Below are 22,038 nucleotides of genomic sequence, written 5' to 3'. Positions count from 1 at the left end.
CGCCCATCGATAAGACTCTCTTTTCGAAGAGGATAAATCTTGAAGCTGTTTGTCTGCCAGTCCTGCGGCAACGTCATCTATTTCGAGAACCGCGCCTGCGAACGGTGCGGCCACCGCGTCGCCTTCCTGCCCGAGAAGGAGACGATGTCGGCCATCGAGCCCGACGGAGAGGCCTGGAGGGTCCTGGCCGACAAGGGCGAAAGCCGGATGCTGTGCCGGAATGCCGAGTACGATGCCTGCAACTGGCTGACGGATCCGGGCGAGGGCAACGGCTATTGCCGCGCCTGCCGCCACAACGGCATCGTGCCCGATCTGTCCGACCCCGCCCAGCTTGCCGGCTGGCGCGAGCTGGAGGTGGCGAAACACCGTCTGTTCTATTCCCTGATCCGCTGGAAGCTGCCGCTCCGGACCCGGCACGACGACCCCGAGCATGGTCTGATCTTCAATTTCCTCGCCGACGATCCGCAGAGCGGCGAGAGGGTGATGACCGGTCACGACAACGGCCTGATCACGATCGCGCTGACCGAGACCGACGATATCGAGCGCGAGCGGCGCCGGCTCGAGATGGGCGAGCCCTATCGGACGCTGCTCGGGCATTTCCGCCACGAGGTCGGGCACTATTTCTGGGACGTGCTGGTGCAGGGCGGCGGCAAGCTCGATGAATGCCGTGCGGTATTCGGCGACGATTCCACCGATTATGGGCAGGCCCTCCAGCGTCATTATGCCGAAGGCGCGCCGCCGGACTGGCAGCAGAACTTCGTCTCCGCCTACGCCACGATGCACCCCTGGGAAGACTTCGCCGAGACCTGGGCGCACTACCTCCACATCGTCGACACCCTGGAGATGGCCGGTGAGTTCGGCATGGAGGTGCGCCCCAAGGTCGACCGCGACGGGGAGTTGACGGCACGTATCCGTTTCAACCCCTACGAGGCACGCGATGTCGAGGCGCTGGTCAACGCATGGCTGCCCTTCACCTTCGCCATGAACAGCGTCAACCGGGCCATGGGTCTGCGTGACCTCTATCCCTTCATCCTGTCGCCCGCGGTGGTCGGCAAGCTCGGCTTCATTCATGGCCTGGTCCGGGACGTCGCCAAGTCCGTGTCGAGGCCCGGGAAGCCGTAGGTCGTTCCAAGGGCTCGTCAGGCCGGTTTCGGTCTTGCGCTGGTACGCCAGCGCGAGCCGGATTTAGACCGTTGCCTCCGGCCGATTTTGCTGTACCACGGGAGCCACACGGCCCGCCCCAAAGGCCCCAACGGCCAGGGAAGGGTCCCGCCCAAGGTCGAGACTCAAGAAAAGCATGTTCAAACGCATTCTGATCGCCAATCGCGGCGAAATCGCCTGCCGGGTCATCAAGACCGCTCGCAAGATGGGAATTGAGACGGTTGCGGTCTATTCCGAGGCCGACCGCGACGCTCTCCATGTCGAGATGGCCGACGAGGCCGTGCTGATCGGGCCGCCCGCGGCGGCCGAGAGCTATCTGGTGATCGAGAAGATCGTCGAGGCCTGCCGCAAGACGGGCGCGCAAGCCGTGCATCCCGGCTACGGCTTCCTGTCCGAGCGCGAGGCGTTTCCGCGCGCGCTGGAGGCGGCCGGCATCGTCTTCATCGGCCCGAACCCCGGCGCGATCGCCGCGATGGGCGACAAGATCGAATCCAAGAAGGCGGCTGCGAAAGCCAAGGTCTCGACCGTGCCGGGCTATCTCGGCGTCATCGAGGACGACAAGCACGCGGTGAAGATCGCCGACGAGATCGGCTACCCCGTGATGATCAAGGCTTCGGCCGGCGGCGGCGGCAAGGGCATGCGCATCGCCCATTCCAGGGCCGAGGTCGCCGAAGGCTTCAACCTCGCCAAGGCCGAGGCAAAGGCCTCGTTCGGCGACGACCGCGTCTTCGTCGAGAAGTTCATCGTCGATCCCCGCCACATCGAGATCCAGGTGCTCGGCGACAAGCACGGCAACGTCATCTATCTCGGCGAGCGCGAGTGCTCGATCCAGCGTCGCAACCAGAAGGTCATCGAGGAGGCGCCGTCGCCGCTGCTCGACGAGGCCACCCGCCGCAAGATGGGCGAGCAGGCGGTGGCGCTGGCCAAGGCCGTCAACTACGATTCCGCCGGCACCGTCGAGTTCGTCGCAGGCCAGGACAAGAGCTTCTACTTCCTGGAGATGAACACGCGCCTGCAGGTCGAGCATCCCGTCACCGAGCTCGTCACCGGCATCGACCTCGTCGAGCAGATGATCCGCGTGGCCGCCGGCGAGAAGCTCGCCATCGCGCAGAAGGACGTCACGCTCACCGGCTGGGCGGTGGAATCGCGTCTCTATGCCGAAGACCCGTTCCGCAACTTCCTGCCCTCGATCGGGCGGCTCGTGAAGTATCGCCCGCCGGCGGAAGCCAGCAGGGACGGCATCACCATCCGCAACGACACCGGCGTGCAGGAAGGCGGCGAGATCTCGATCCACTACGATCCGATGATCGCCAAGCTCGTCACCCACGCGCCTTCGCGTGCCGCTGCGATCGAGGCCCAGTCGACCGCGCTGGACTCGTTTTATGTCGATGGTATCAGGCACAACATCCCGTTCCTGTCGGCGCTGATGCATCATCCGCGCTGGCGCGAGGGCCGGCTGTCGACCGGCTTCATCGCCGAGGAGTTTCCCAAGGGCTTTGCGGTGCGCGTGCCCGAAGGCGAGGTCGCCCGGCGTATCGCCGCGGTCGGCGCCGCCATCGATCATGTGCTCGGTGAGCGCAAGCGGCAGATCTCCGGCCAGATGGGCGGCCGCGTCGTGCAGCGCGAGCGCCGTCGCGCGGTCTGGCTCGACCGCCAGGAAATCCAGCTCGAGGTCGGACGCGAGGGCGAGGCCATCGCGATCCGCTTCCTCGACGCCGAGGGCAAGGCTGGCAACGCGCATCTCTTGGCCTCGCCGTGGAAGCCGGGCGACCCGGTCTGGCAGGGCACCATCGACGGTCACTTCGTCGCGGTGCAGGCGCGGCCGATCCCGAACGGCATTCGTCTGGCGCATCAGGGCGTCGAGGTGCCGGTCTATGTCTGGACCGAAGCGGAAGCGACCTCGGCACGGCTGATGCCGGTGACGACGGCCGCGGACACCGGCAAGAAGCTGCTGTGTCCGATGCCCGGCCTCGTGGTCTCGATCGCGGTGACCGAGGGGCAGGAAGTCAAGGCCGGCGAGACGCTCGCCGTGGTCGAAGCCATGAAGATGCAGAACGTGCTGCGCGCCGAGCAGGACGGCACCGTGAAGAAGATCCACGCCAGCGCCGGCGCGACGCTCGCGGTGGACGCGCTGATCCTGGAGTTTGCGTAGGTGTGAGTGGGCTCTCGCAGGGCCCCACGGACACCGTCATTGCGAGGAGCCCTTCGCGACGAAGCAATCCAGCCTGTCTCCGCGGATGCATTCCTGGATTGCTTCGCTTCGCTCGCAATGACGGAGTATGTTGCGGCCTCCGTGACTTAACCGAGACAGCACCCATGGCCTTTCGTTCCCGCCGCGAGACTTTGCGATCCATCCTGACGGGCCCGGCCTGCGTCCATCCGGGCTCGGTCTATGACGCGATCTCGATCCGCATCGCCGAGGATCTCGGTTTTCCCATCGGCATGTTCGGCGGATCGGTTGCCTCGCTCGCCGTGCTTGGCGACCCCGACATCACGCTGATCACGCTCACCGAGCTTGCGGAGCAGATGCGCCGGATGTCGCGCGCCTCTGCGCTTCCCGTGCTGGTCGATGCCGATCACGGCTATGGCAATCCGCTCAATGTCCGCCGCACGGTGCAGGAGCTGGAGGCGGCGGGCGCCGCCGGACTCACCATCGAGGACACGCTGCTGCCGGCTGCCTTCGGCGAGGCGAAGACGCAGCTGATCTCACTGGAGGAGGGCGTCGGCAAGATGAAGGCGGCGCTCGATGGCCGCAGCGATGCCTCGCTCGTCATCATGGGCCGCACCGGCGCTGCCTCGATCACCTCGATCGAGGATGCGATCAAGCGCGCCAAGGCCTATGAGGCCACCGGCGTCGATGCGCTGTTCTTCACCGGCATCAAGTCGCGCGCCGAGCTCGAGGCGGTCACCGCCGCGACGCGCCTGCCGATCGTGCTCGGCGGGGCGCCGGAGGATTTGAGCGCGCTCGACTATCTCGCCAGCCAGCGCGTCCGCATCGCGCTCCAGGGCCATGCGCCGATCGCCGCGGCGACACAGGCGGTCTACGAGACGCTGAAGGCTCTGCGCGAGGGCACGCCGCCGAAAAGCCTCAAGGGTCTCGCATCTTCGGAGCTGACGGCCCGTGTCATGCGCGAGGCCGACGTCAAGGCGCGCAGCGCCGACATGCTCGGGCTGAAAAAATGAGTCGGGCGATCCTCCAGGTCATGATCCGCGGGCGCGTGCAGGGCGTCGGTTATCGGGCCTGGGTGGAGTATCAGGCTACCGCGAGCGGTCTCGAAGGCTGGGTGCGCAACCGCCGCGACGGCGCCGTGGAAGCGCTGTTCGCGGGCTCGCCCAAGCACGTCGCCGACATGGTCGCACTCTGCCGTCACGGCCCGCCGTCCTCGCGCGTCGACAGCGTGACCAGCGAGACCGCCGGTGCGGACGAGCTGAATTTGCGGCGGGCAGGGGAAGCGTTTTCGGTACTGCCGACGGTGTAGGTCTGCTCCCTCGCCCCGCTTGCGGGGAGAGGGTTGGGGTGAGGGGGGGGGGGGGGGGGGGGGGGGGGGGGAGTCTCCGCGAGGACGGTCAGAGTTGCCCTTGCGGAGACTCCCCCTCACCCGGAATTCGCGCCTTCAGCGCGTATTCCGGCCTCTCCCCGCACGCGGGGAGAGGCGAAGAGAAAATCACCTCGGCAGCTTGGCGATCGCCTCGCTGAGCTCGTGGATCTCGTAGGGCTTGCGCAGGATCGGGAAGTCGCCGAGCACGCCGGCGGCGACTTCGCTGTAACCGGTGGCGAGCAGGATCGGCAGGCCGGGGCGAAGCTGGCGGAGATGATGGGCGAGGGTGAGGCCGTCCATCTTGCCGGGCATGACGATGTCGGAGAACACGAAGTCGACGCCGTTCTTCTCGATCTCGCGCAAGGCGGCTTCGGCGTCCGCGACCCGGCGCACCTGGTAGCCGAGCTGCTCCAGAAGGCCGGTGCTGACGAGAGCGACATCCGGATTGTCCTCCACCAGCAGCACCGTGCCGCTGCCGTGGAACGCCGCCTCTGCCGGCGCCTCGGGCATGGGAATGTCTTCGCCGCGCGGCAGCAGGATGGTGAACGTCGTGCCCTTGCCGAGCGCGCTTGCGACCCTCACCGTGCCGCCGGCCTGATGGGCGAAGCCGTGCACCTGGGACAGGCCGAGGCCCGTGCCTTTTCCAATCGGCTTGGTCGTGAAGAACGGCTCGAAGACCTTGTCGAGAACGTCGGAGGGAATGCCGAGCCCGGTGTCGACGACGTCGATCGCAACGAAGTCGCCGGTAAACGGCGCCTCGTCCAGCACGACATTGCGTGCGCCGATCGTCACCGTGCCACCGTCGGGCATGGCGTCGCGGGCATTGATGACGAGGTTGAGCAGGGCGGTCTCGAGCTCGGAGACGTCGGTCGTGATCGGCCAAATGTCGCGGCCGACGTCCAGGGTCAGACGTACGGAGCTGCCGACACCGGCATCGAGCACCTCGCGGATCGCCGCGATGCGTTCGGCAAAGTCGATCGCCTGCGGATTGACGCTCTGCCGCCGCGCGAAGGTGAGGAGCTGGTTGGTCAGCGCCGCGCCTCGCTTGGCGGCGGTCTCGATGGCCGAGATGGCGCGCTGAACCTTGGTCTCGTCGTCGGCGCCTCGCTTCAGCATGTGAAGACTGCCGCTGATGATCATCAGGAGGTTGTTGAAGTCGTGCGCGACCCCGCCGGTGAGTTGCCCAAGCGCGTCGAACTTTTGGGACTCGGCGAGTTGCTTCTGCATCGCCTCGAGCTTGATCTGCGCATTGCGGCGTTCGGTGATGTCGCGCGTGATCTTGGCGAATCCGACAAGTTGGCCGTCCTCGTAGATCGGGTCGATCACGACGCTCGCCCAAAAGAACGTGCCGTCCTTGCGGACGCGCCAGCCTTCCTCCTCGTAACGGCCCTTTTCCCGGGCGATGCCGAGCGCACGGGCCGGCTTGCCGTTGGCGCGGTCGGTGTCGGTATAGAATCGGGAAAAATGCTGGCCGAGGATTTCCTGAGGCGAATAGCCCTTGATGCGCTCGCCGCCAATGTTCCAGCTGGTGATGATCCCGTTGGGATCGAGCATGTAGAGGGCGTAGTCCGCGACTCCCTCAACCAACAGTCGGAAACTGCGTTCGCTTTCGAACAAGTCTCTCTGTTGACTGAACTTTTCGACCATTCCGGGACCCCGCCTCGACCGGGGCAAACGCCGGAGGGGTCGAATGGTTCCCGAAGCATGGGATATTTTTAGGCAAATCTCCCGGTGCCGACGGCATCCAGACACCCACTTGACAGCGACGCAGTCACGTCAGATATTTCTGTTATGACAGAAATGACCGGAAAAAAGAAACTCCCAGCCGCCGTCGAGCGCTTCATCCTGCATTGGGGCGACATGGGGGATGGCTGGGGCGTCAACCGCTCGGTCAGCCAGATCCACGGGCTGCTCTATCTTGCGGAGGCGCCGATGACGGCGGAGGACATCGCCGACGTGCTCGGCATGGCACGCTCCAACGTCTCCAACTCGCTGAAGGAGCTGCTGGCCTGGAACCTGATCCGGCGCGTGCCGATCCTCGGCGACCGCCGCGACCATTACGAGGCCGAGACCGACATCTGGGAGGTCGCAGCCCGCATCGCAGCGCGCCGCAAGGAGCGGGAGCTCGATCCGGCGATCGCGGCGCTCCGGGCCTGCGTGTCCGATGCCGCCGGCGATCCCACCATCAATCCGGTCGCGAGCAAGCGGCTGAAGGAGATGCTCGCCTTCACCGAACTCGCCGACCACTGGTTCATGCAGATGCTGAAGGTGCCGCGGCCGCGGCTGGTCGCGCTGATGAAGCTTGGCGAGAAGATCGCCAACCTGCTGCCGTCGGGCAAGGTCAAATAGGTTCGAGGAGGGTGCGATGACGTCGGCTCGATTACCAGGCTCCAGCGCATCGACATCCGCCCACACAAAACTGCTCGACGACCGCCGCTTCCGCGCGTTGCTGTCGGACGAGGATTGGGGCCGCCTGCCGCTGGCGACCTGGCGGCGCTTTTCCAAGCGCGTGGCTGATGGCGACAGCGTGGTCTATGTCGGTGTCGTCGACGAGGTCTCGTTCAGCGAGATCGGCTGGTGGCTCGCACAAGCGGTGCGCATGATCGGCGGGCCGCTGCCGACGGGCCGCGACGTCGGCGTTCCCATGATCGTCAGCGTCACCGAGGATGCCGCGACCGGCGGCCAGACCTGGACCCGCATCTGCGCGCGCAAGCGCGGCTTTCCGCAAGTGATCCATTCCGCCAAGCGTTTCGCCGGCCCGACCGGGCTCGAGGAATATGTCGGCTTCGGCATTTCCATGGCGCTGCGGATCGCGGTCGAAGGCGAGACGCTGACCTTCCGCAGCGCCGGTTACGGCCTCCAGCTCGGACGCCTGTGGCTCCCGCTGCCGCAATGGCTCACGCCGGGCGATCTCACCGTGACGCACCGCGATCTCGGTGCGGGCGCCTTCCGCTTCACCCTCGATGTCATTCATCCGCGTTACGGCGCGCTGATCCACCAGTCCGCCGTGTTCAGGGAGACCGTGTCATGACCGCGCTGTTGTGGACCCTCATCGCCATCCAGATCGTGATGGGCGTGTTCGACACCTTCTATCACCACGAGTTCACCGAGCGCCTGGCCTGGCGTCCGTCGCAGCGCTTCGAGCTGAAGCTGCACGGCATCCGCAACATGCTCTATGCGCTCTTGTTCCTGCTGCTCGGCTGGCTCGAGGTTTATGGCGCGCTGGCGCTCTTGATCGTCGCCGTGCTGGTCGCCGAGATCGTCATCACGCTGATGGATTTCGTCGAGGAGGATTTGAGTCGGAGACTGCCGCCGAGCGAGCGCATCAATCACACGCTGCTCGCGATCAACTACGGCGCCATCCTGGTGCTGCTGCTGCCGGTGCTGATCGACTGGGCGATGCAACCGTTCGGTGTAATGGTCGTCAATCAGGGTCTGCTCAGCATCGCCGCCACGGCCTGCGCGGTCGGCGCCTCGCTCTGCGGCGTCAGGGACTTTGCGGCGATGCGCCGGCTTGGCCGCATGCGCAGCGCTCCCGCGCACGGACTGGTCGAGAAGCTTCAGGGACGCAAGACCGTACTGATCACAGGGGCCACCGGCTTCATCGGGAGCCGCCTCGCAGCGAGTCTCAGCGGGGCGGGGCACAACGTCATCGCGCTCATCCGCAATCCCGCCAAGGCCGAGATGCTGCCGCCGCCGGTGACGCTGGTCACCAGCCTCGATCAGCTCGCCTCCGACACAGAGATCGACGCCATCGTCAATCTCGCAGGCGAGCCGATCGGCAACGGCCTGTGGACCGAGGCGAAGCGGGCGAAGATCATCGGCTCGCGCATCGACATCACGGGCGAAGTGGTCAAGCTGATCGCGCGGCTCGACCGCAAGCCCGAGGTGCTGGTCAGCGGCTCTGCGATCGGCTGGTACGGATTGTGGGCGGACCAGGTGCTGACGGAGTCTGCGAAGTCGCACGCCTGCTTCAGCCATGAACTGTGCGCAGCCTGGGAGACGGCGGCGCGGCCGGCGGAGGAGCTCGGCGTGCGCGTCGTCTGTTTGCGCATCGGCCTCGTGCTCGGCACCGAAGGCGGTTTCATCACGCGCATGCTGACGCCGTTCGAGTTCGGCCTCGGCGGTCCGCTCGGCACCGGGCGGCAGTGGATGTCCTGGATCGAGCGCGACGATCTCATTCGCCTGATCGCCTACGTGATGGCGACACCCGATCTGGCCGGGCCGGTCAACGCCACCGCGCCGATCCCCGTCACCAACGCAAAATTCACCGAAGAGCTCGGCCGCCGGCTGCACCGGCCCGCAGTGTTCCGCATCCCCGGCGGCCTCTTGCGCCGGATCGGCGGCGGCTTTGCCGATGAGCTTCTGCTCGGTGGCCAGCGCGTGCTGCCGAACAAGGCGCTGAGCCGCGGCTTCGTGTTCCGGCACGAAACGCTGCGCAGTGCATTCGAGGCGATCCTGTGAGACGTCAGGTGGCAGCGACACTCCGGAACGTCGCCGCCACCACGCGAAGCGCCGCGAGCTTGGCGGGATCGCTGACCTTTGAATGCAGCATCACCTTGGAGCTGCCGAGCTTCGGCAGCTCGTGCGCAGGCCCGATATCGATCAGTCCGGGCGGTGCGATCCGCCGCGCCAGGGGCGCGATCGCAAGTCCCGCGAGCGCGGCGGCGACCACCGCCGTGACGCCGCCGCCGACAAAGCGCTCGCGCCAGGGCAGGCCGGCCTTGTCGAGTGCACGCACGGCAAGGGCGCGGACGCCGCAGGGCGGGGCGAGCGTCGCAAGCGGCAGCGCTTCGCCTTTCGGCAGTGTGAACCGGCGTGATGCGAACCAGCCAAACTCGTCCTCGGCCAGCTTCTCGCCGCCGCGACGGCTGCCTTCCTGGCGGACGATCACGGCATCCAATTCGCCCGCGTCATAGGCATCCTGCATCTCGCGCGAGAAGCCGATGGTGACAGCGAGCGTGAGGTTTGAGGACATCGCGTGCAGGCGTTCGAGCAGCGGCACCAGTTCGGGTCCGGCGGCATGGTCGGAAATGCCGAGCGAGAGCGACTGCGTGGCAGAAGCCTCGCCTGACAACGCGAGGTCGTGCGCCGCCATCAGCGCGCGGGCGCGATCGAGGAATGCGGCGCCGTCTGCCGTGAGCCGGACTGCGCGCGGCGAGCGTTCGACCAGGCGTTTGCCCAGCAGCGTCTCCAGCCGCTGCAGCTTGAGGCTCACCGCCGCCTGCGTCGTGCCGAGTGCTTCGGCCGCACGCGTAAAGCTCTGGAGGTCGGCGACCAGCAGGAAGGCCTGGACTGTGGCGATGTCGAGGGTTGTTGTCATTACATATAGTTATCACTGGTATCAATAAGGATAAGATACCAAAATGACGGACGAAGGTCTAGCTTCTCCTCGACGCCGCGCAACACCCGCGCAGCATCTTGAGGAGAACCACCATGCCGCTGATCACCGTGTCCTACACCACCTCCCGCCAGTCGCCCTCGCTGAAGGCCGACATCGCGAACGCGGTGTCCGAGCTCACGGCAAATATCCTGCACAAGGATCCCAAGGTGACCGCGATCATCGTGAAGTCGGTCGACGCCGACGACTGGTTCGCCGGCGGCCGGTCGCTGGCCGAGCAGAAGCTCGCCAGCTACTGGCTCGACATCCACGTCACCGAAGGCACCAACACCAAGGACGAGAAGGCGGCCTATCTCGCCGCCATGTTCAAGCGCATGGCCGAGATCCTGGGACCGCTGCATCCCGAGACCTATGCCCATGTCGACGAGGTCAAGGGCGACGCCTACGGCTTCGGCGGCCTGACCCAGGAGCGCCGCTACATCGCCAGCAAGCTCGCGGTTGCGCTGAAGGCGGCGTGATTGCAGAAGGCCGCGGGTGCTTTCACCCGCGGCCCTGTTGCAGTCAGCTCGCAGCTCTGAACTGGACTTCGGAATTGTTCAGGAAGCACGTCTTGTCGAACAGCGTCAGGTCCAGCGGGTTCGGCAAGCGGACGTCGCTGAGATCAGGGCAGGGCTTGACCGCGGGATCGTAGGATCGATCGATCTGCGAGATGCAGACGACGATCAGCCCCTGGTCGCGTGCGAACGATTTCAATGCGCGCACTTGAATGGTCAGATCGGGGTTTTCGCGTCTCTGGTCGAGCAGTTGCAGATAGTCGATCACCACGAAGGTGCCGCGAGGCGCTGTGGCCATTTGCTTCAGGACATAATCGGCGCTGATGGCATCGGAGCAATCGATCTCGAATAATGTGCCGAACTGCGCCGGCTCCGCGCCGATCGCCCGCAGGCGATCCAGCACGTTTTTCTCGGTGTATTCGAGCGAGAAGAACGCGGCGCGATGGCCCGACCTCATGGCTTCCACCGCAAGCGGGAGGCTCATCAGCGTCTTGCCCTGACCGGGCCGCGCGCCGACCAGCACGAGGTCGCCGGGCCGGAATTGCGGGAACAGCCTGCTGGCAGGTGTGAGTGCAGCCGCTTTCGCTGCGAGCATGCTCCAGGCGGAAAAGCCTTCCGTCGCGGCGATGCGATCGAGTGCGTCGTGCAGGGGAATGCCCGCTTCGCGGGACAGGCGCTTGGCTTGTCGCTTCAGATGATAGATAGGCGCAGAGAGTCTCATCGTCCAAACCTCCCGTTGCGAGCTGAAAGCGCAATCCCTCCTTATGCCCGGTGCTCGAACAGTCGGCCGGTGGTCTCATCGCCCGGCATGAGGTCTGCTTTCCCGGCGGAGGGGGGAGGCGTGGGCGGCGCCTGAGACAAGCTTAGCCGATTCCGCCGGAAGCGGAGAGCTCGCACGACCGGGCTCAAACGGGAAAATGTCAGACCGCCGCTTCCGGCAGCAGCGCGCGGGTCGGTCCGAACAGCTCCTCGAACGCCTGGCGCAGCGCGATGTCGACATCTTCCATGCTTACGAGCTGGCCGAGATCGACCAGGGAGGTGACGCCGTAGCGGGGATCGACGACGCCGCACGGCACGATGCCGGCGAAATGCGACAGCTCCGGCTCGACATTGATCGCGATGCCGTGGAACGAGACCCAGCGCTTCAGCCGCACGCCGATCGCCGCGATCTTGTCCTCAAAGCCTTCGCCCTTGTCGGGCCGTTTGACCCAGACGCCGACCCGGTCCTCGCGCCGCTCGCCGCGGACGTTGAAGGCGGCGAGCGTCTTCAGAATCAGCTCCTCCAGGCTCGCGACATAGGCCCGGACATCAGGCCGGCGGCGCTTGAGGTCGAGCATGATGTAGGCCACGCGCTGGCCGGGCCCGTGATAGGTCAGCTGGCCGCCGCGCCCCGTGGCGAAGATCGGGAATCGGGGATCGCGCAGGTCGCCTTCCTTGCCCGAGGTGCCGGAGGTGTAGAGCGGGGGGTGTTCGAGCAGCCAGACCAGCTCGGGGGCCTCGCCCGCCGCGATGGCGGCGACCCGGGCTTCCATGGCGGCCACCGCGTCCGGGTAGGGCACCGGCGCATCCGAGATTCGCCACTCGACGGGCGCGCCGCCTGTGGCGGAAAAAGGCGTCAAATCGAGCTGTTGGCGCGGGTTTTGCGGTGAATTAACCATTGGCTAACCATAACGTGGTGATGATCTCGGGAGCAAATGCCAAGTCCTATGGCCAAGCCCCAGAATTCAAGTCCCAGTCCCAGTTTGCGGCGGTCCTGACAGTGCCCACCCTCGATAAAGTCACCGTGGATCTCATGGTCGTCCTCGGGACGACCACGATGCCGATCCATCAGGTATTACGTCTTTCCCGCGGCGCCATCATCGAGCTCGACGCAACCGAAGCCGACGAGGTCAAGGTTTTGGCCAACAACCTGCCGGTCGCCTCCGGCGTCGTGCTGGTCGATCGCAACCGGATCGCGGTCGAGGTCAAGCAGATGCTGCCGCGTTCGCCGGGGACCCGGTAGCGACCCGGGTACTGCCCTCAAGGCCGATTCGGGCGAGCGGCCCGAATTTTCCTGCAAAGCTTGTGGAATTCTGGGCCTTTGCAGGCTTGTACCCCTCTGATGGATTTGTTAGATCGGCGCCGTTGATCCGGCCGGCCCTCAAAGCCTCAAGCCGGCATCCCCAAAGCGCTCGTGGCGGAACTGGTAGACGCGCTGCCTTGAGGTGGCAGTGAGTAAAATCGTGGGGGTTCGAGTCCCTCCGAGCGCACCAGGCTCATTATCTCTTTACGATCATTGAGGTTTCCGGGCTGGAGCCCGGAGCTTGCCGCGTTCCTGCGGCGCGACGACGAGAAAGTGCGCCGGCCACCTCACCAGCGCCGCCCAGCGTCGGCGCCCCCTCAGTTATTGTGGCCCCAACGTCAGCAGCCAAGCGCCCGCGGCCACAGATGCAATGCCGGCGGCGCGCGCGATCCAACGTCCGGCCGGCGTGAGTTTCTCGAGCAGGACAAGCAGCGCCAAGAGCGCGATCCAAAGCACGTTCATCACGCCGCCCACGAACAACAGCGCCATCAGGATCCAGCAGCAGCCGACGCAATAGCCTCCATGCCGTAGTCCCAGCAGCAGGCAGCCGCGCGGGTCACTGCGAAAGCCGCCGTGGCGCATCAGGAACAGAAATGGCGATTGGCACTGGGCGAGACAGGCGTCCTTGAGCGCTGTCCACTGATAGAGACCCGCCGCGATCAGCACGATGGCGCCGAACAGGTTGCTCGCGATCGTCATCCGCGAATCCAGCAGGGCTGCCCGCTCGATCGCCCATTGCAGAAAGGTCGCTGCGAGCGAGAAGCCGCACCAGGCGAGGAGATAACCGGCGGCAAACCAGCCGGTCGCGGCGAACGGCTTGCCCCGCGCTTTGCCCTGTCGGCCGACGCGGGCGTACATCAGAATCATGGGCGCAGCCGACGGCGCCATCATTCCGACCATCATCACCGCCCACATCAGGAACACGTAAGCGAACTCGATCGCGCGCCACGGCTCGTTGGCCGGCAGCATGATTCCGGTCCCGGCCGGGATCATGCGGAAGTCGGTCATGTCCATGCCGCCCATGTCCATGTCGTTGGCGATCCAGATCACATAGCTCCACGCCAGCACGACAATGAGGGCGATCGCGCCGCCGACGACCCAGCGATCGCGCCGCAGCACGGTTTCCAGGGCGCTGTCGGTCATTTGCGATGGACGTTGCCGGCCTCGTCGCAGGGCCGGTATCAGGAGTTGCATCAAGCCTGGTTCGACCAGCGGATCGGCGCATAGAGGCCGTTCTTGCCGGAATTATCCCAGCGCATGCCGTGATCGCTGAACGTATTGCCGGGGGCGCCGACCGCAATCACCATGGCATCGGGACTGACCGGATGGCCGATGTTCACCCACATTTCGCCGCTCGGGTGCATGGTCGGCAACGCATCAACGGACATGTGCAGGATGCCAGGGATTTCCGCGGAGCGCGTCTTGCCTTCGATCCGGAACGTGATCGGGACCTTGCGCACCCCGAGGTTCTTGCTGATCAGCGGCGAGAACGCGGCCATCGGACCGCCGGCACCGCCGGTGAAGATCGCAGCCAGCGCCTCGGTCTGTTCGTCATCGGCGCGCTGATCGATATAGGCGGCCACCGACCAGTCTCCGTCTGCCATGACCCCGGGCGCTTGGAGGATGACGAGCACGTTCAATCCATCGAGCGCGATGTCGCCATAGCGGCCGCTCTCGATGTGGAAGATCAGCGGTACGTTGCAGAACCCCTCGGTCGGTCGCGCGGTCAACGGGGGCGCCGCCGACACCAGGCAGGGACACACGATGCTGCAGCTGCAATTCTCGAAATAATCACCGGAAAGGTGCCATGGGACATCCGCCATTGCTTTCTCCCGCCTGGCCGAACCCGATAGAAGCTTTCGAATGAGCTACGTAGAGTTGAAAGCTACGCCTCGTCGGACGGCGCCGCAAGCCGTTTCGATAACCGAAATATGTCGAAGAAGGCGAGACAAGGCATGATCCGGAAAGGTGAGCGGCGATTTTCCGAGAAGATCACGCTTAAGCAGCAACCAGAAACGCGACGACGATTCATCCTGATTGCATCGCCGATCCAAGCTGAATTCATTTCGCGCGATAGAACAGCGCACGTCCTGCTGGGATGAGCTGAAGCAGAATATCGTAGTCGCCGACGTTCGCGGTCAGGACAACTAGTCCCAGCTTTTGCGCTTGAAGGAATAGCACGCAATCCTGGAGCGCGCGAAGCTTGGCGTCCTTCTCGTAGCCTTGGAGACGGCAGAGTATCCCCGACAACAGCGCACCGCGTCCGAGGACCTCGGTGTCCGGCGCAAAGATGCGATGTGGCGGCATTGCTCTGATCTGCTTGCCGATCACTTCGATAACACTCGCGGTTCGCGCGTCGGATGGATCCAATACGCCGACCGTGTGCATCAGTTCCTGGATGGTGACAGTCGAATGATTGACCTGTCGCTGCGCGATCAGATCGTCCAGGAGACTCGGCGAGCGACCCTGCATCTGATCGATGTACACGGAAGTCTCGAGCAGGAGTCCTTGTCCACCGATCGAATTCGGATCGACGAACGGCAGCTCGTAGTCGCTTCGTCGTGCCAGGGTTCGTCGCGGATCGAAGCGCGCCCACCGCCGGGCAGCGTCGAAATCCAACTCCGCCACCCTAAAAGCCGAGCTTCAGCTTCGGGTCGACCTTGGCGCGAGACTCCTTGAACGCTTCTGCGAAGTTGTCCTCGAGCGCGACCGTCGCCAGGGCAAACTCGATCAAGTCTGTATCCGTCTTGATGCCTGTCTGCTGTTTGGCCTGCCTCACCAAGGCCAAGCTCACCCTGCCGCCGATACGGCCGCCTTTTTTGCTCAGGAGGCCCGACCTTTCCGCAGCTCGCATAACCGCCTCGAAACGCGCCTTGCTCACGACAAGCCGGCTCGTCGTTGCCTCCCGATGAAGAGCCTTCTGCCCCGAGCTACCCTTGGTCGCGCCAGCCGCTCGCTTGCCCTGGCGCGTTGGGGATTTGCTTGCTGATCCCTTCGTCATGGCAAGTTACCCATGTTGGACAAAATCTACTTTTGTCTAACATGGCGGTTCCCGAATTTCGAGACACGTGCGGTGGCGGCGCCCTGTTCGACGAACGCCGTGCGCCCCTTCGGATCGCTCTTAGCTCTGTGGTTTGATGCCGGCGCCTATTGCGGCTCGATTCCGGCGGCCTTGATGATCCGCGCCCATTTGACGATCTCGGCTTTCAGGAAAGATTCCAGCGCCTCCGGCGTGGCGCGCTCGGGCTCGACCGGTGCCATGCTGAGCTCGGCAAAGCGGCTGATCAAGGCGGGGTCCTTCAGCGCCGTCTGCAGCGCGCTGACGAGATGGTCGACCACGGGCTTCGGCGTGCCCTTCGGTGCGTAGAGACCATACCACGTCGTCACGTCGAATGCGGGAACGCCGGCCTCGGTCGACGTCGGCACGTCAGGCAGCGTCGCCACGCGTTTCTTGCTGGTGATCGCATAGCCCTTGATCGTGTTCGACTGGATATAAGGCGTCGGTCCGGTCGCGGGATCGCAATAGACGTCGATGTGGCCGGCGATGACGTCGTTCAGCGCCGGTCCGCCGCCTTTGTAGTAGATTGGCGTGAGCTTGGTATCGGTCGCGCTCATGAACATCAGGCCGCAGAGCTGGGAGGCCGAGCCGAGGCCGACATTGCCGAAGGTGATCTTGTCGCCGGCGCTGCGGATCTGCGTGATCAGCTCGCCGAGATTCTTGGCGGGAAAGTTCGGCCGCGCCACCAGGATCATCGGCACGTCGGTGACGAGCCCGATCGTGGCGAAATCGCCGACGGGGTCGAACGGCAGCTTGGCATAGAGGGCAGGGGCGGTGGCCTGGCCGACATGCATCAGCAGCAAGGTGTAGCCGTCGGGAGCCGCCTTGGCGACGCGGTTGGTGCCGAGGGTGCCGCCGGCGCCGACGACATTCTCGATGACGACGGACTGTTTCAGCGTCGCGCTCATGGCGCTGCCGAGGATCCGCGCGATGACGTCGCCGGGACCGCCGGCAGAGAACGGCACGATGACCGTGACCGGGCGGGCGGGGTAGTCGTCCGCGATCGCCGGGTGGCGAGGGCAGAGCAGAAGCAGCAGGAACAGCGATCGTACGAGAAACTTCATCGAACACTCCCTGGCGGCATTGTTCTAGTCGTCGGAAGGCGCCGCCTCCTTGGCTGCCGACGATTTTTCGATCATGTCGAGCGCGGCCACCGCAGCTGCGTTGATGTGGTCGACGCAGCAACGCTCGGCGAGGTCAGGATCACCGTTCTGGATCGCGCGCCAGATCGCGGTGACCTCGCGCAGGCTCTTGTTGATCCGCTTCGGCTGCGACATCGAGGTGATCCGCAGCAGCTGGATGCGGTCGTGCAGCGGCTTGAGCATGCGCTCGATGAAGGCATTGCGGCAGCCGCCGATCAGCGCCGCGTAGAAATCGGTCTTGGCTTCGAGGCTGCCGACGAGATCCTGCTTGGCTGCGGCCGCCTTCAACCGCGTCAGCGCTTCCCCGATCCGGCGCGCGACCTCGGGATCGTGCAGCCTGGCGCATTCGCGGCCGGCAAAACCTTCGAGCACCGCGCGCGCCGCGTAGAGCTGCCGCGCTTCATCGAGGCTGATTGTGGACACCACGGGGCCGCGGTGCGGCACCGTATTGACCAGCCCATCGGCCTCGAGCGCTCGCAGCGCTTCGCGGATCGAGGGGCGGCTGACGCCCATCATCTCGCAGAGCTCGCGCTCGACCAGGCGCTGGCCCGGCTTCAGCGTTCCGGACATGATCGCCTCGCGCAGCTTCTGCGCCACCATCGCCCGGACGGTCGGGACGTCCTCGATGCGGAGTGTCGACTGCAATTCACGGCGTCTTTCCATGTCCTGGTCCTGGTTGGGAAAAATCAGTACCGGTTTACAGGCAGAATCATCATTTCGGCAATTTGAACGTGGGCGGGCTGGTCAAGGGCGAAGACGATCGACCGCGCGATATCGGCCGGATCGAGCGCCATCCTGAACTGGTCGAAATACTCCTTTTCCTTCTGCTGATCGCCGCGGTAGCGGGTTAGGATGATGTTGGTCCGGGTCAGGCCCGGCTGCAGCTCGGTGACCCGGATCGCGGTGTCCGCCAGCTCGCCCCGCAGGGTCTCGGTGAACATGTGCACGCCCGCCTTGCTGGTGCTGTAGGCCGCCATGTCGGGCACGATCCGCACCGCGTTGATGGAGCTGATGTTGACGACATGGCCGGCATTGCGCTGGACCATGCCGGGCAGGATCGCCCGCGTGACGCGCATCAGGCCGATCAGATTGGTCTGGATGATGTTGGACCAGTCGTCCGCCGCGCCGATGTCGAAGCGCGTCCGGCCGCCGATGTCGTGCCCGGCATTGTTGATGAGAACGTCGACCGGCTTGAAATGACCGGGAATGGCATCGGGCAGGCGATCGACGGCCTTGGCGTCGCTGACGTCGAGCCGGATCGGAAACACCGCATCGCCTGCTGTTGCCGCCAGCGCTTCAAGCGCCTTGGCGTCGCGGTCGACCAGCACGACACGGCGGCCGCTGTCCAGCAGCGCCTTGGTGATGGCGCGTCCCATGCCGCCGGCAGCACCGGTCAGTACGACGGTCTGGCCTGATCGTTCAGTCATCGCAGCACTCCCATTTCCGATGTTCTCATGCCACTGACCAGCCTCCGTCGATCGGCAGGCTGGCGCCGGTGATGTCGTTTGCGGCCGGACCGCAGAGGAAGACGACCATGGCCGCGACCGCCTCCAGCTCGATGAAGCGCTGCGTTGGCTGTCGCTCGCCGAGATAGTCGCGCGTCACGTCCGCGACGGGACGGCCGCTGGCCTCGGCCATCGTCGCGATCTTGTTCAGGATGGCGGGCGTCGGCAGCGTGCCGGGGCAGAGCGTGTTGCAGGTGATGCCGCTGCGCGCCGTCTCGATGGCGACGGCGCGGGTCATGCCCAGAAGCGCCGTCTTGGTGGTGACGTAGTCGATGCGGTCCTCGACCGCGCGGCTGGAATAGATCGAGCCCAGATTGATGATCCGGCCCCAGCCGCGCTGCTTCATTGCCGGCAGCGCCAGGCGGATGAGGTGGAACGGCGCCGACACATTGACGGCCAGCGCGTCGTTCCAGCGGTCGGGCGGAAACTGCTCGATCGCCGAAAAATGCCTGACGACCGCGTTGTTGACGAGAATGTCGATAGCGCCGCAGCGGTCGAGCAGGTCCGCCATCATGGCCTCGATGGACTCGCGCCGGGACAGATCGACGCCGGCCGCGACGACCTCGACGCCGAAGCGGGCGCGGAGATCATCAGCGGCCTGCTTCGGCGCGACGAGATCGTGAAGGACAATGTTGGCGCCGGCACCGGCGAGGCCTTCCGCGATGCCGAAGCCAAGGCCCGCGGTTGCGCCGGTCACGAGTGCCCATCTGCCCTTCATCGCAGCCACGCTCCGCTACGTCCTGTCGAGCTCGGCGAAGACTTCCTTCGCATTGCGGAAGGCATCGACGCCGGCCGGCACGCCGCAATAGATCGCGACCTGCATGAAGACCTCGCGAATTTCCTCCTTGGTCGCACCATTGGCGAGCGCGCCGCGGACATGGGTCTTCAGCTCGTGCGGTCGGTTGAGCGCGCAGAGCATCGCCAGATTGAGGAAGCTGCGCGTCTTTCGCGTCAGGCCTTCGCGGCCCCAGACGTAACCCCAGCAATATTCCGTGGTCAGGTCCTGCATCGGGCGGTTGAACTCGTCCGCGGATGCGATCGCCTTGTCGACGAACTCGTTCCCAAGCACGCTCTTGCGAATCTCGAGGCCGCGGTCGTAGGTCGCCTTGTCCATTGTGGTCTCCGTTTCTTGTTGGGGCGGATGTCAGCTCTTCGGCCAGAACGGTTTTGCCAGCGCGAGCTCGGGCGGGAACACCGTCACCGGCACGCCGGCCTGCCATTGCACGATGGTCATGCCGGCGCCGACACGGCGGCCTTTCTCGTCGAACTTGATTTCGCCCAGCGGGTAATATTTCGAAGGACCGCCATCCATGGTGCGCAACGCTTCGCCGACGGCGACGCGATCGGCCTTGCCGGCTTTCTCCAGCGCGTCCTTGATCACCCACATGTCGCCATAGGTGGAGATCGCGTTCTGCGTCATCCACGGCTCCTTGTAGCGGGTCTTCAATTCGGCGATCAGCGCCTCGTGGCCCTTGGCGCCCCAGCTTGCGACGCAGGTCAGCACGCCCTGGAGCAGTTCCGGGCTGACGGTCTGCAGCATGTCCGGCTCGGCGATGGCGATGCCGAACGAGATCGTCGGTATCTTGCCCTGGCCGAGGCCGAACTCGTTCATCTTCTCCAGCAGCAGCTTGGCGTCCGAGATCACCGTCGGCAGGAAGAACAGCAAATCGGGCTTCGCCGAACGGATCTTCTGCACCAGCGACGTCGCGTCGGCGAGCGGCGGCGTGAAGGTCTCGTCCACGATCAGCTGCAGCTGGTTCTCAGCCAGCAGTCCCTCCCGCATCGCCTTGGCGGAGGCAATCGAGGCTCCCGTGTTGTCGGTGAGGATCGCGACCGTCTTCGGCCGCTTGCCCGAGGCCGTCTCCGCCAGCTTGATGATCTGGGGCAATGCTTGCCGTGCCTGCGAACCCGCGGTGGCCGCGGTCTGGAACACGTATTTGAATCCGCGCTCGGTGATCAGGTCGGAGTAGGAAAGGGTGAGCATCGGCAGGTTTGCGCGCTCGGTCACCTCGGTCACCGCGAGGGTGAACGAGGAGAGATAGGCGCCGCTGGCCGCGACCAGATCGGTCTCCTGCGCCACCATGCGCTGCGCCGCGTTCTTGGCTTTCTCGGTGGTATCGCCGGAATCGAGCACGACGAGCTTCAGCTTGGCGCCGCCGAGCGCCTTGACGCCGCCTTGCGTGTTGATGTGGTCGATCGCCATCTCGGCGCCTTCGCGCATCACCGTTCCCGGACGGGCGTAGAGCCCGGAGATCGGCACCAGCAGGCCGACCTTCACCTCCGACGGCTGCTGCGCCCAGGCCGCGCGGGATGCGATCAGGGTGCCGGATGCGCCGGCCAGCAGGGTTCGCCGCGTGATCTTGCTCTTTGCAGTCATGACAATCTCCTCCCCAAAAATTGCGCGACGCTGTCAGGATTTCTTCGGCCAGAACGGCTGCGCCTGCGCGAGCTCGGGCGGGTAAACGGTGACTGGCACGCCCGATTGCCATTGCACGATGACGACGCCGGCGCCGACGCGGCGGCCCTTTTCGTCAAATTTGAGCTGGCCGCCCGGATAGTATTTCGACGGACCGGCATCCATGGTGCGGAAGGCCTGCGCGACCGCGTTACGATCGGCCTTGCCGGCTTTCTCCAGCGCTTCTTTCATCAGCCACATGTCGCCATAGGTCGAGATGACGTTCTGTGTCATCCAGGGCTCCTTGTATTTGGCCTTGAGCTCGGCGATCAGCGCCTCATGGCCTTTCGAGCCCCAATTGGCGACGATGGTCATGATGCCTTGCACCGTCTCCGGGCTCACGCTCTGCAGCATGTCGGGCTCGGCAATGGTGATGCTGAAGGACACGGTCGGGATCTTGCCCTGACCGAGGCCGAACTCGCTGATCTTCTCGAGGCCGAGCTTGGCGTCCGACACCGCATTCGGCATGAACAGCAACAGGTCGGGCTTGGCCGAGCGAACCTTCTGGATCAGCGGCGTCGCATCCGACAGCGGCGGGGTCCAGACTTCCTCGACCACGAGCTGGAGGCCTTCCTGCGCGAACAGCTTTTCCTTCAGCGCCTTGGCGGTCGCGACCGAGGTTGCGGTGTTGTCCATCAGCATCGCCACGGTCTTCGGCTTCTTGCCCGAGGCGTTCTCGGCGAGCTTCATCAGCGTCGGCAGGCCGAGCTCGGACTGGCGGCTTGCGGTCGCCGCGGTCTGGAAGATGTATTTGAAGCCGCGATCGGTCAGCAGGTCCGAATAGGACAGCGTCAGCACCGGCAGCTCGGCGCGCTCGGTCACCTCGGTGACCGCGAGCGTGAAGGAGGAGAGGTAGGCGCCGGTGGCGGCGACGAGGTCGGGCTCCTGCGCCACCATGCGCTGGGCGGCGTTCTTGGCCTTCTCGGTGGTGTCGCCGCAGTCGATTACGACGAGCTTGAGCTTGGCGCCGCCGAGCGCCTTGATGCCGCCTTGCGCGTTGATGTGCTCGATGCCCATCTCGGCGCCCATCTTCATCACCTGGCCGGGACGGGTGTAGATGCCCGACAGCGGCACGATCAGCCCGACCTTGATCTCTGCCGGGGCCTGCGCGCGCGCCACGCCGGCGAGGCCGACGGCGGCGGCGCCCGACAGCACGGTGCGGCGACTCAATCCCTTTGAAATCTTGTTCATTCTGTTCTCCCTGATCTTTGTTCTTATGTT

General features: G+C 65.2%; 24 protein-coding genes and 1 tRNA gene. 10 read left to right on the top strand and 15 right to left on the bottom strand.

Features of this window, described 5'->3' with window-relative positions; genetic code table 11:
* Window positions 1–39: 39 nt before the first annotated feature.
* The 4 genes from Q0743_RS08145 (at window position 40) to Q0743_RS08130 (ending at window position 4,640) form a co-directional block, all read left to right on the top strand.
* Window positions 40–1,122, top strand: a complete 1,083-nt coding sequence (locus tag Q0743_RS08145) for a putative zinc-binding peptidase (RefSeq protein ID WP_298241046.1) — start codon at window positions 40–42, stop codon at window positions 1,120–1,122.
* A 175-nt stretch (window positions 1,123–1,297) separates the two neighbouring features.
* Window positions 1,298–3,313, top strand: coding sequence for an acetyl/propionyl/methylcrotonyl-CoA carboxylase subunit alpha (locus tag Q0743_RS08140; RefSeq protein ID WP_298241045.1), 2,016 nt, complete (start codon window positions 1,298–1,300; stop codon window positions 3,311–3,313).
* Window positions 3,314–3,477: 164 nt separating this feature from the next.
* On the top strand, window positions 3,478–4,344 hold the full coding sequence (locus tag Q0743_RS08135) for an isocitrate lyase/PEP mutase family protein (protein WP_298241044.1): 867 nt from the start codon (window positions 3,478–3,480) through the stop codon (window positions 4,342–4,344).
* Complete coding sequence (locus tag Q0743_RS08130; protein ID WP_298241043.1) at window positions 4,341–4,640, top strand: acylphosphatase; 300 nt, start codon at window positions 4,341–4,343, stop codon at window positions 4,638–4,640. The genes Q0743_RS08135 and Q0743_RS08130 overlap by 4 nt, the downstream gene beginning before the upstream one ends.
* Window positions 4,641–4,826: 186 nt before the next feature.
* Here the strand turns inward: Q0743_RS08130 and Q0743_RS08125 are convergent, their stop codons facing one another.
* A complete protein-coding gene (locus Q0743_RS08125) occupies window positions 4,827–6,347 on the bottom strand; it encodes a PAS domain-containing sensor histidine kinase (protein WP_298241042.1) in 1,521 nt (506 codons plus the stop codon).
* A 144-nt stretch (window positions 6,348–6,491) separates the two neighbouring features.
* Between Q0743_RS08125 and Q0743_RS08120 the strand changes: the two genes are divergently transcribed.
* From Q0743_RS08120 to Q0743_RS08110, 3 genes are read left to right on the top strand one after another with little or no spacing between them, the layout of a single operon-like run.
* Window positions 6,492–7,049 (top strand): MarR family transcriptional regulator, encoded by a 558-nt coding sequence (locus tag Q0743_RS08120; protein ID WP_298241041.1) that lies wholly within the window; start codon window positions 6,492–6,494, stop codon window positions 7,047–7,049.
* Between the two features lie 16 nt (window positions 7,050–7,065).
* Complete coding sequence (locus tag Q0743_RS08115) at window positions 7,066–7,731, top strand: DUF4166 domain-containing protein (RefSeq protein WP_298241040.1); 666 nt, start codon at window positions 7,066–7,068, stop codon at window positions 7,729–7,731.
* Window positions 7,728–9,164, top strand: a complete 1,437-nt coding sequence (locus tag Q0743_RS08110; protein ID WP_298241039.1) for a TIGR01777 family oxidoreductase — start codon at window positions 7,728–7,730, stop codon at window positions 9,162–9,164. The genes Q0743_RS08115 and Q0743_RS08110 overlap by 4 nt, the downstream gene beginning before the upstream one ends.
* Before the next feature lie 4 nt (window positions 9,165–9,168).
* On the opposite strand, the gene Q0743_RS08105 is transcribed toward Q0743_RS08110, so the two are convergent.
* On the bottom strand, window positions 9,169–10,023 hold the full coding sequence (locus Q0743_RS08105; RefSeq protein ID WP_298241038.1) for a LysR substrate-binding domain-containing protein: 855 nt from the start codon (window positions 10,021–10,023) through the stop codon (window positions 9,169–9,171).
* 113 nt (window positions 10,024–10,136) lie between these two features.
* On the opposite strand from Q0743_RS08105, the gene Q0743_RS08100 reads away from it, so the two are divergent.
* The gene (locus Q0743_RS08100) at window positions 10,137–10,559 is read left to right on the top strand and encodes a 4-oxalocrotonate tautomerase family protein (RefSeq protein ID WP_298241037.1); all 423 of its coding nucleotides are present in this window, start codon (window positions 10,137–10,139) and stop codon (window positions 10,557–10,559) included.
* A 43-nt stretch (window positions 10,560–10,602) separates the two neighbouring features.
* Here the strand turns inward: Q0743_RS08100 and Q0743_RS08095 are convergent, their stop codons facing one another.
* Window positions 10,603–11,316: a DNA helicase gene (locus tag Q0743_RS08095; RefSeq protein WP_298241036.1), complete on the bottom strand. Its 714-nt coding sequence runs from the start codon at window positions 11,314–11,316 to the stop codon at window positions 10,603–10,605.
* Window positions 11,317–11,515: 199 nt separating this feature from the next.
* Window positions 11,516–12,253, bottom strand: a complete 738-nt coding sequence (gene lipB / locus Q0743_RS08090; protein WP_298241035.1) for a lipoyl(octanoyl) transferase LipB — start codon at window positions 12,251–12,253, stop codon at window positions 11,516–11,518.
* A 101-nt stretch (window positions 12,254–12,354) separates the two neighbouring features.
* Here lipB and Q0743_RS08085 point away from each other — a divergent pair, with 101 nt between their 5' ends.
* Window positions 12,355–12,597 (top strand): FliM/FliN family flagellar motor switch protein, encoded by a 243-nt coding sequence (locus Q0743_RS08085; protein ID WP_018647371.1) that lies wholly within the window; start codon window positions 12,355–12,357, stop codon window positions 12,595–12,597.
* A gap of 165 nt (window positions 12,598–12,762) precedes the next feature.
* Window positions 12,763–12,847, top strand: a tRNA-Leu gene (locus Q0743_RS08080).
* 131 nt (window positions 12,848–12,978) lie between these two features.
* On the opposite strand, the gene Q0743_RS08075 is transcribed toward Q0743_RS08080, so the two are convergent.
* From Q0743_RS08075 to Q0743_RS08025, 11 genes are all read right to left on the bottom strand, one after another.
* Window positions 12,979–13,800 carry a DUF2182 domain-containing protein gene (locus Q0743_RS08075; RefSeq protein ID WP_298241034.1) on the bottom strand — a complete coding sequence of 274 codons (822 nt, stop codon included), beginning with the start codon at window positions 13,798–13,800 and terminating at the stop codon, window positions 12,979–12,981.
* A gap of 50 nt (window positions 13,801–13,850) precedes the next feature.
* Window positions 13,851–14,480: a DUF1326 domain-containing protein gene (locus Q0743_RS08070; RefSeq protein WP_298241033.1), complete on the bottom strand. Its 630-nt coding sequence runs from the start codon at window positions 14,478–14,480 to the stop codon at window positions 13,851–13,853.
* Between the two features lie 238 nt (window positions 14,481–14,718).
* Window positions 14,719–15,285 carry a DNA-binding protein gene (locus tag Q0743_RS08065; RefSeq protein WP_298241032.1) on the bottom strand — a complete coding sequence of 189 codons (567 nt, stop codon included), beginning with the start codon at window positions 15,283–15,285 and terminating at the stop codon, window positions 14,719–14,721.
* A gap of 1 nt (window position 15,286) precedes the next feature.
* Complete coding sequence (locus tag Q0743_RS08060; protein ID WP_298241031.1) at window positions 15,287–15,658, bottom strand: hypothetical protein; 372 nt, start codon at window positions 15,656–15,658, stop codon at window positions 15,287–15,289.
* 146 nt (window positions 15,659–15,804) lie between these two features.
* Window positions 15,805–16,779 (bottom strand): tripartite tricarboxylate transporter substrate-binding protein, encoded by a 975-nt coding sequence (locus Q0743_RS08055; protein ID WP_298241030.1) that lies wholly within the window; start codon window positions 16,777–16,779, stop codon window positions 15,805–15,807.
* 24 nt (window positions 16,780–16,803) lie between these two features.
* Entirely contained in the window at window positions 16,804–17,520 is a 717-nt protein-coding gene (locus Q0743_RS08050; RefSeq protein WP_298241029.1) for a GntR family transcriptional regulator, read from the bottom strand.
* Window positions 17,521–17,543: 23 nt separating this feature from the next.
* Entirely contained in the window at window positions 17,544–18,284 is a 741-nt protein-coding gene (locus Q0743_RS08045) for an SDR family oxidoreductase (RefSeq protein WP_298241028.1), read from the bottom strand.
* 25 nt (window positions 18,285–18,309) lie between these two features.
* On the bottom strand, window positions 18,310–19,080 hold the full coding sequence (locus tag Q0743_RS08040) for an SDR family oxidoreductase (protein WP_298241027.1): 771 nt from the start codon (window positions 19,078–19,080) through the stop codon (window positions 18,310–18,312).
* 15 nt (window positions 19,081–19,095) lie between these two features.
* Window positions 19,096–19,476, bottom strand: a complete 381-nt coding sequence (locus tag Q0743_RS08035) for a carboxymuconolactone decarboxylase family protein (RefSeq protein WP_298241026.1) — start codon at window positions 19,474–19,476, stop codon at window positions 19,096–19,098.
* Between the two features lie 30 nt (window positions 19,477–19,506).
* A complete protein-coding gene (locus tag Q0743_RS08030) occupies window positions 19,507–20,739 on the bottom strand; it encodes an ABC transporter substrate-binding protein (protein WP_298241025.1) in 1,233 nt (410 codons plus the stop codon).
* Window positions 20,740–20,772: 33 nt separating this feature from the next.
* A complete protein-coding gene (locus Q0743_RS08025) occupies window positions 20,773–22,008 on the bottom strand; it encodes an ABC transporter substrate-binding protein (RefSeq protein WP_298241024.1) in 1,236 nt (411 codons plus the stop codon).
* Window positions 22,009–22,038: the final 30 nt, after the last annotated feature.

The organism is uncultured Bradyrhizobium sp., assembly GCF_936943645.1.
Lineage (GTDB): Bacteria > Pseudomonadota > Alphaproteobacteria > Rhizobiales > Xanthobacteraceae > Bradyrhizobium.
The sequence above is the reverse complement of the archived record's forward strand: the minus strand, read 5'-3'. Positions and strand labels throughout refer to the sequence as shown.

Coding starts and splice junctions, on each gene's coding strand:
- Q0743_RS08140 (WP_298241045.1), top strand. CDS start 1,298: ATGTTCAAACGCATTCTGATCGCCAATCGCGGCGAAATCGCCTGCCGG.
- Q0743_RS08135 (WP_298241044.1), top strand. CDS start 3,478: ATGGCCTTTCGTTCCCGCCGCGAGACTTTGCGATCCATCCTGACGGGC.
- Q0743_RS08130 (WP_298241043.1), top strand. CDS start 4,341: ATGAGTCGGGCGATCCTCCAGGTCATGATCCGCGGGCGCGTGCAGGGC.
- Q0743_RS08125 (WP_298241042.1), bottom strand. CDS start 6,347: ATGGTCGAAAAGTTCAGTCAACAGAGAGACTTGTTCGAAAGCGAACGC.
- Q0743_RS08120 (WP_298241041.1), top strand. CDS start 6,492: ATGACAGAAATGACCGGAAAAAAGAAACTCCCAGCCGCCGTCGAGCGC.
- Q0743_RS08115 (WP_298241040.1), top strand. CDS start 7,066: ATGACGTCGGCTCGATTACCAGGCTCCAGCGCATCGACATCCGCCCAC.
- Q0743_RS08110 (WP_298241039.1), top strand. CDS start 7,728: ATGACCGCGCTGTTGTGGACCCTCATCGCCATCCAGATCGTGATGGGC.
- Q0743_RS08105 (WP_298241038.1), bottom strand. CDS start 10,023: ATGACAACAACCCTCGACATCGCCACAGTCCAGGCCTTCCTGCTGGTC.
- Q0743_RS08100 (WP_298241037.1), top strand. CDS start 10,137: ATGCCGCTGATCACCGTGTCCTACACCACCTCCCGCCAGTCGCCCTCG.
- Q0743_RS08095 (WP_298241036.1), bottom strand. CDS start 11,316: ATGAGACTCTCTGCGCCTATCTATCATCTGAAGCGACAAGCCAAGCGC.
- lipB (WP_298241035.1), bottom strand. CDS start 12,253: ATGGTTAATTCACCGCAAAACCCGCGCCAACAGCTCGATTTGACGCCT.
- Q0743_RS08075 (WP_298241034.1), bottom strand. CDS start 13,800: ATGACCGACAGCGCCCTGGAAACCGTGCTGCGGCGCGATCGCTGGGTC.
- Q0743_RS08070 (WP_298241033.1), bottom strand. CDS start 14,480: ATGGCGGATGTCCCATGGCACCTTTCCGGTGATTATTTCGAGAATTGC.
- Q0743_RS08060 (WP_298241031.1), bottom strand. CDS start 15,658: ATGACGAAGGGATCAGCAAGCAAATCCCCAACGCGCCAGGGCAAGCGA.
- Q0743_RS08055 (WP_298241030.1), bottom strand. CDS start 16,779: ATGAAGTTTCTCGTACGATCGCTGTTCCTGCTGCTTCTGCTCTGCCCT.
- Q0743_RS08050 (WP_298241029.1), bottom strand. CDS start 17,520: ATGGAAAGACGCCGTGAATTGCAGTCGACACTCCGCATCGAGGACGTC.
- Q0743_RS08045 (WP_298241028.1), bottom strand. CDS start 18,284: ATGACTGAACGATCAGGCCAGACCGTCGTACTGACCGGTGCTGCCGGC.
- Q0743_RS08040 (WP_298241027.1), bottom strand. CDS start 19,080: ATGAAGGGCAGATGGGCACTCGTGACCGGCGCAACCGCGGGCCTTGGC.
- Q0743_RS08035 (WP_298241026.1), bottom strand. CDS start 19,476: ATGGACAAGGCGACCTACGACCGCGGCCTCGAGATTCGCAAGAGCGTG.
- Q0743_RS08030 (WP_298241025.1), bottom strand. CDS start 20,739: ATGACTGCAAAGAGCAAGATCACGCGGCGAACCCTGCTGGCCGGCGCA.
- Q0743_RS08025 (WP_298241024.1), bottom strand. CDS start 22,008: ATGAACAAGATTTCAAAGGGATTGAGTCGCCGCACCGTGCTGTCGGGC.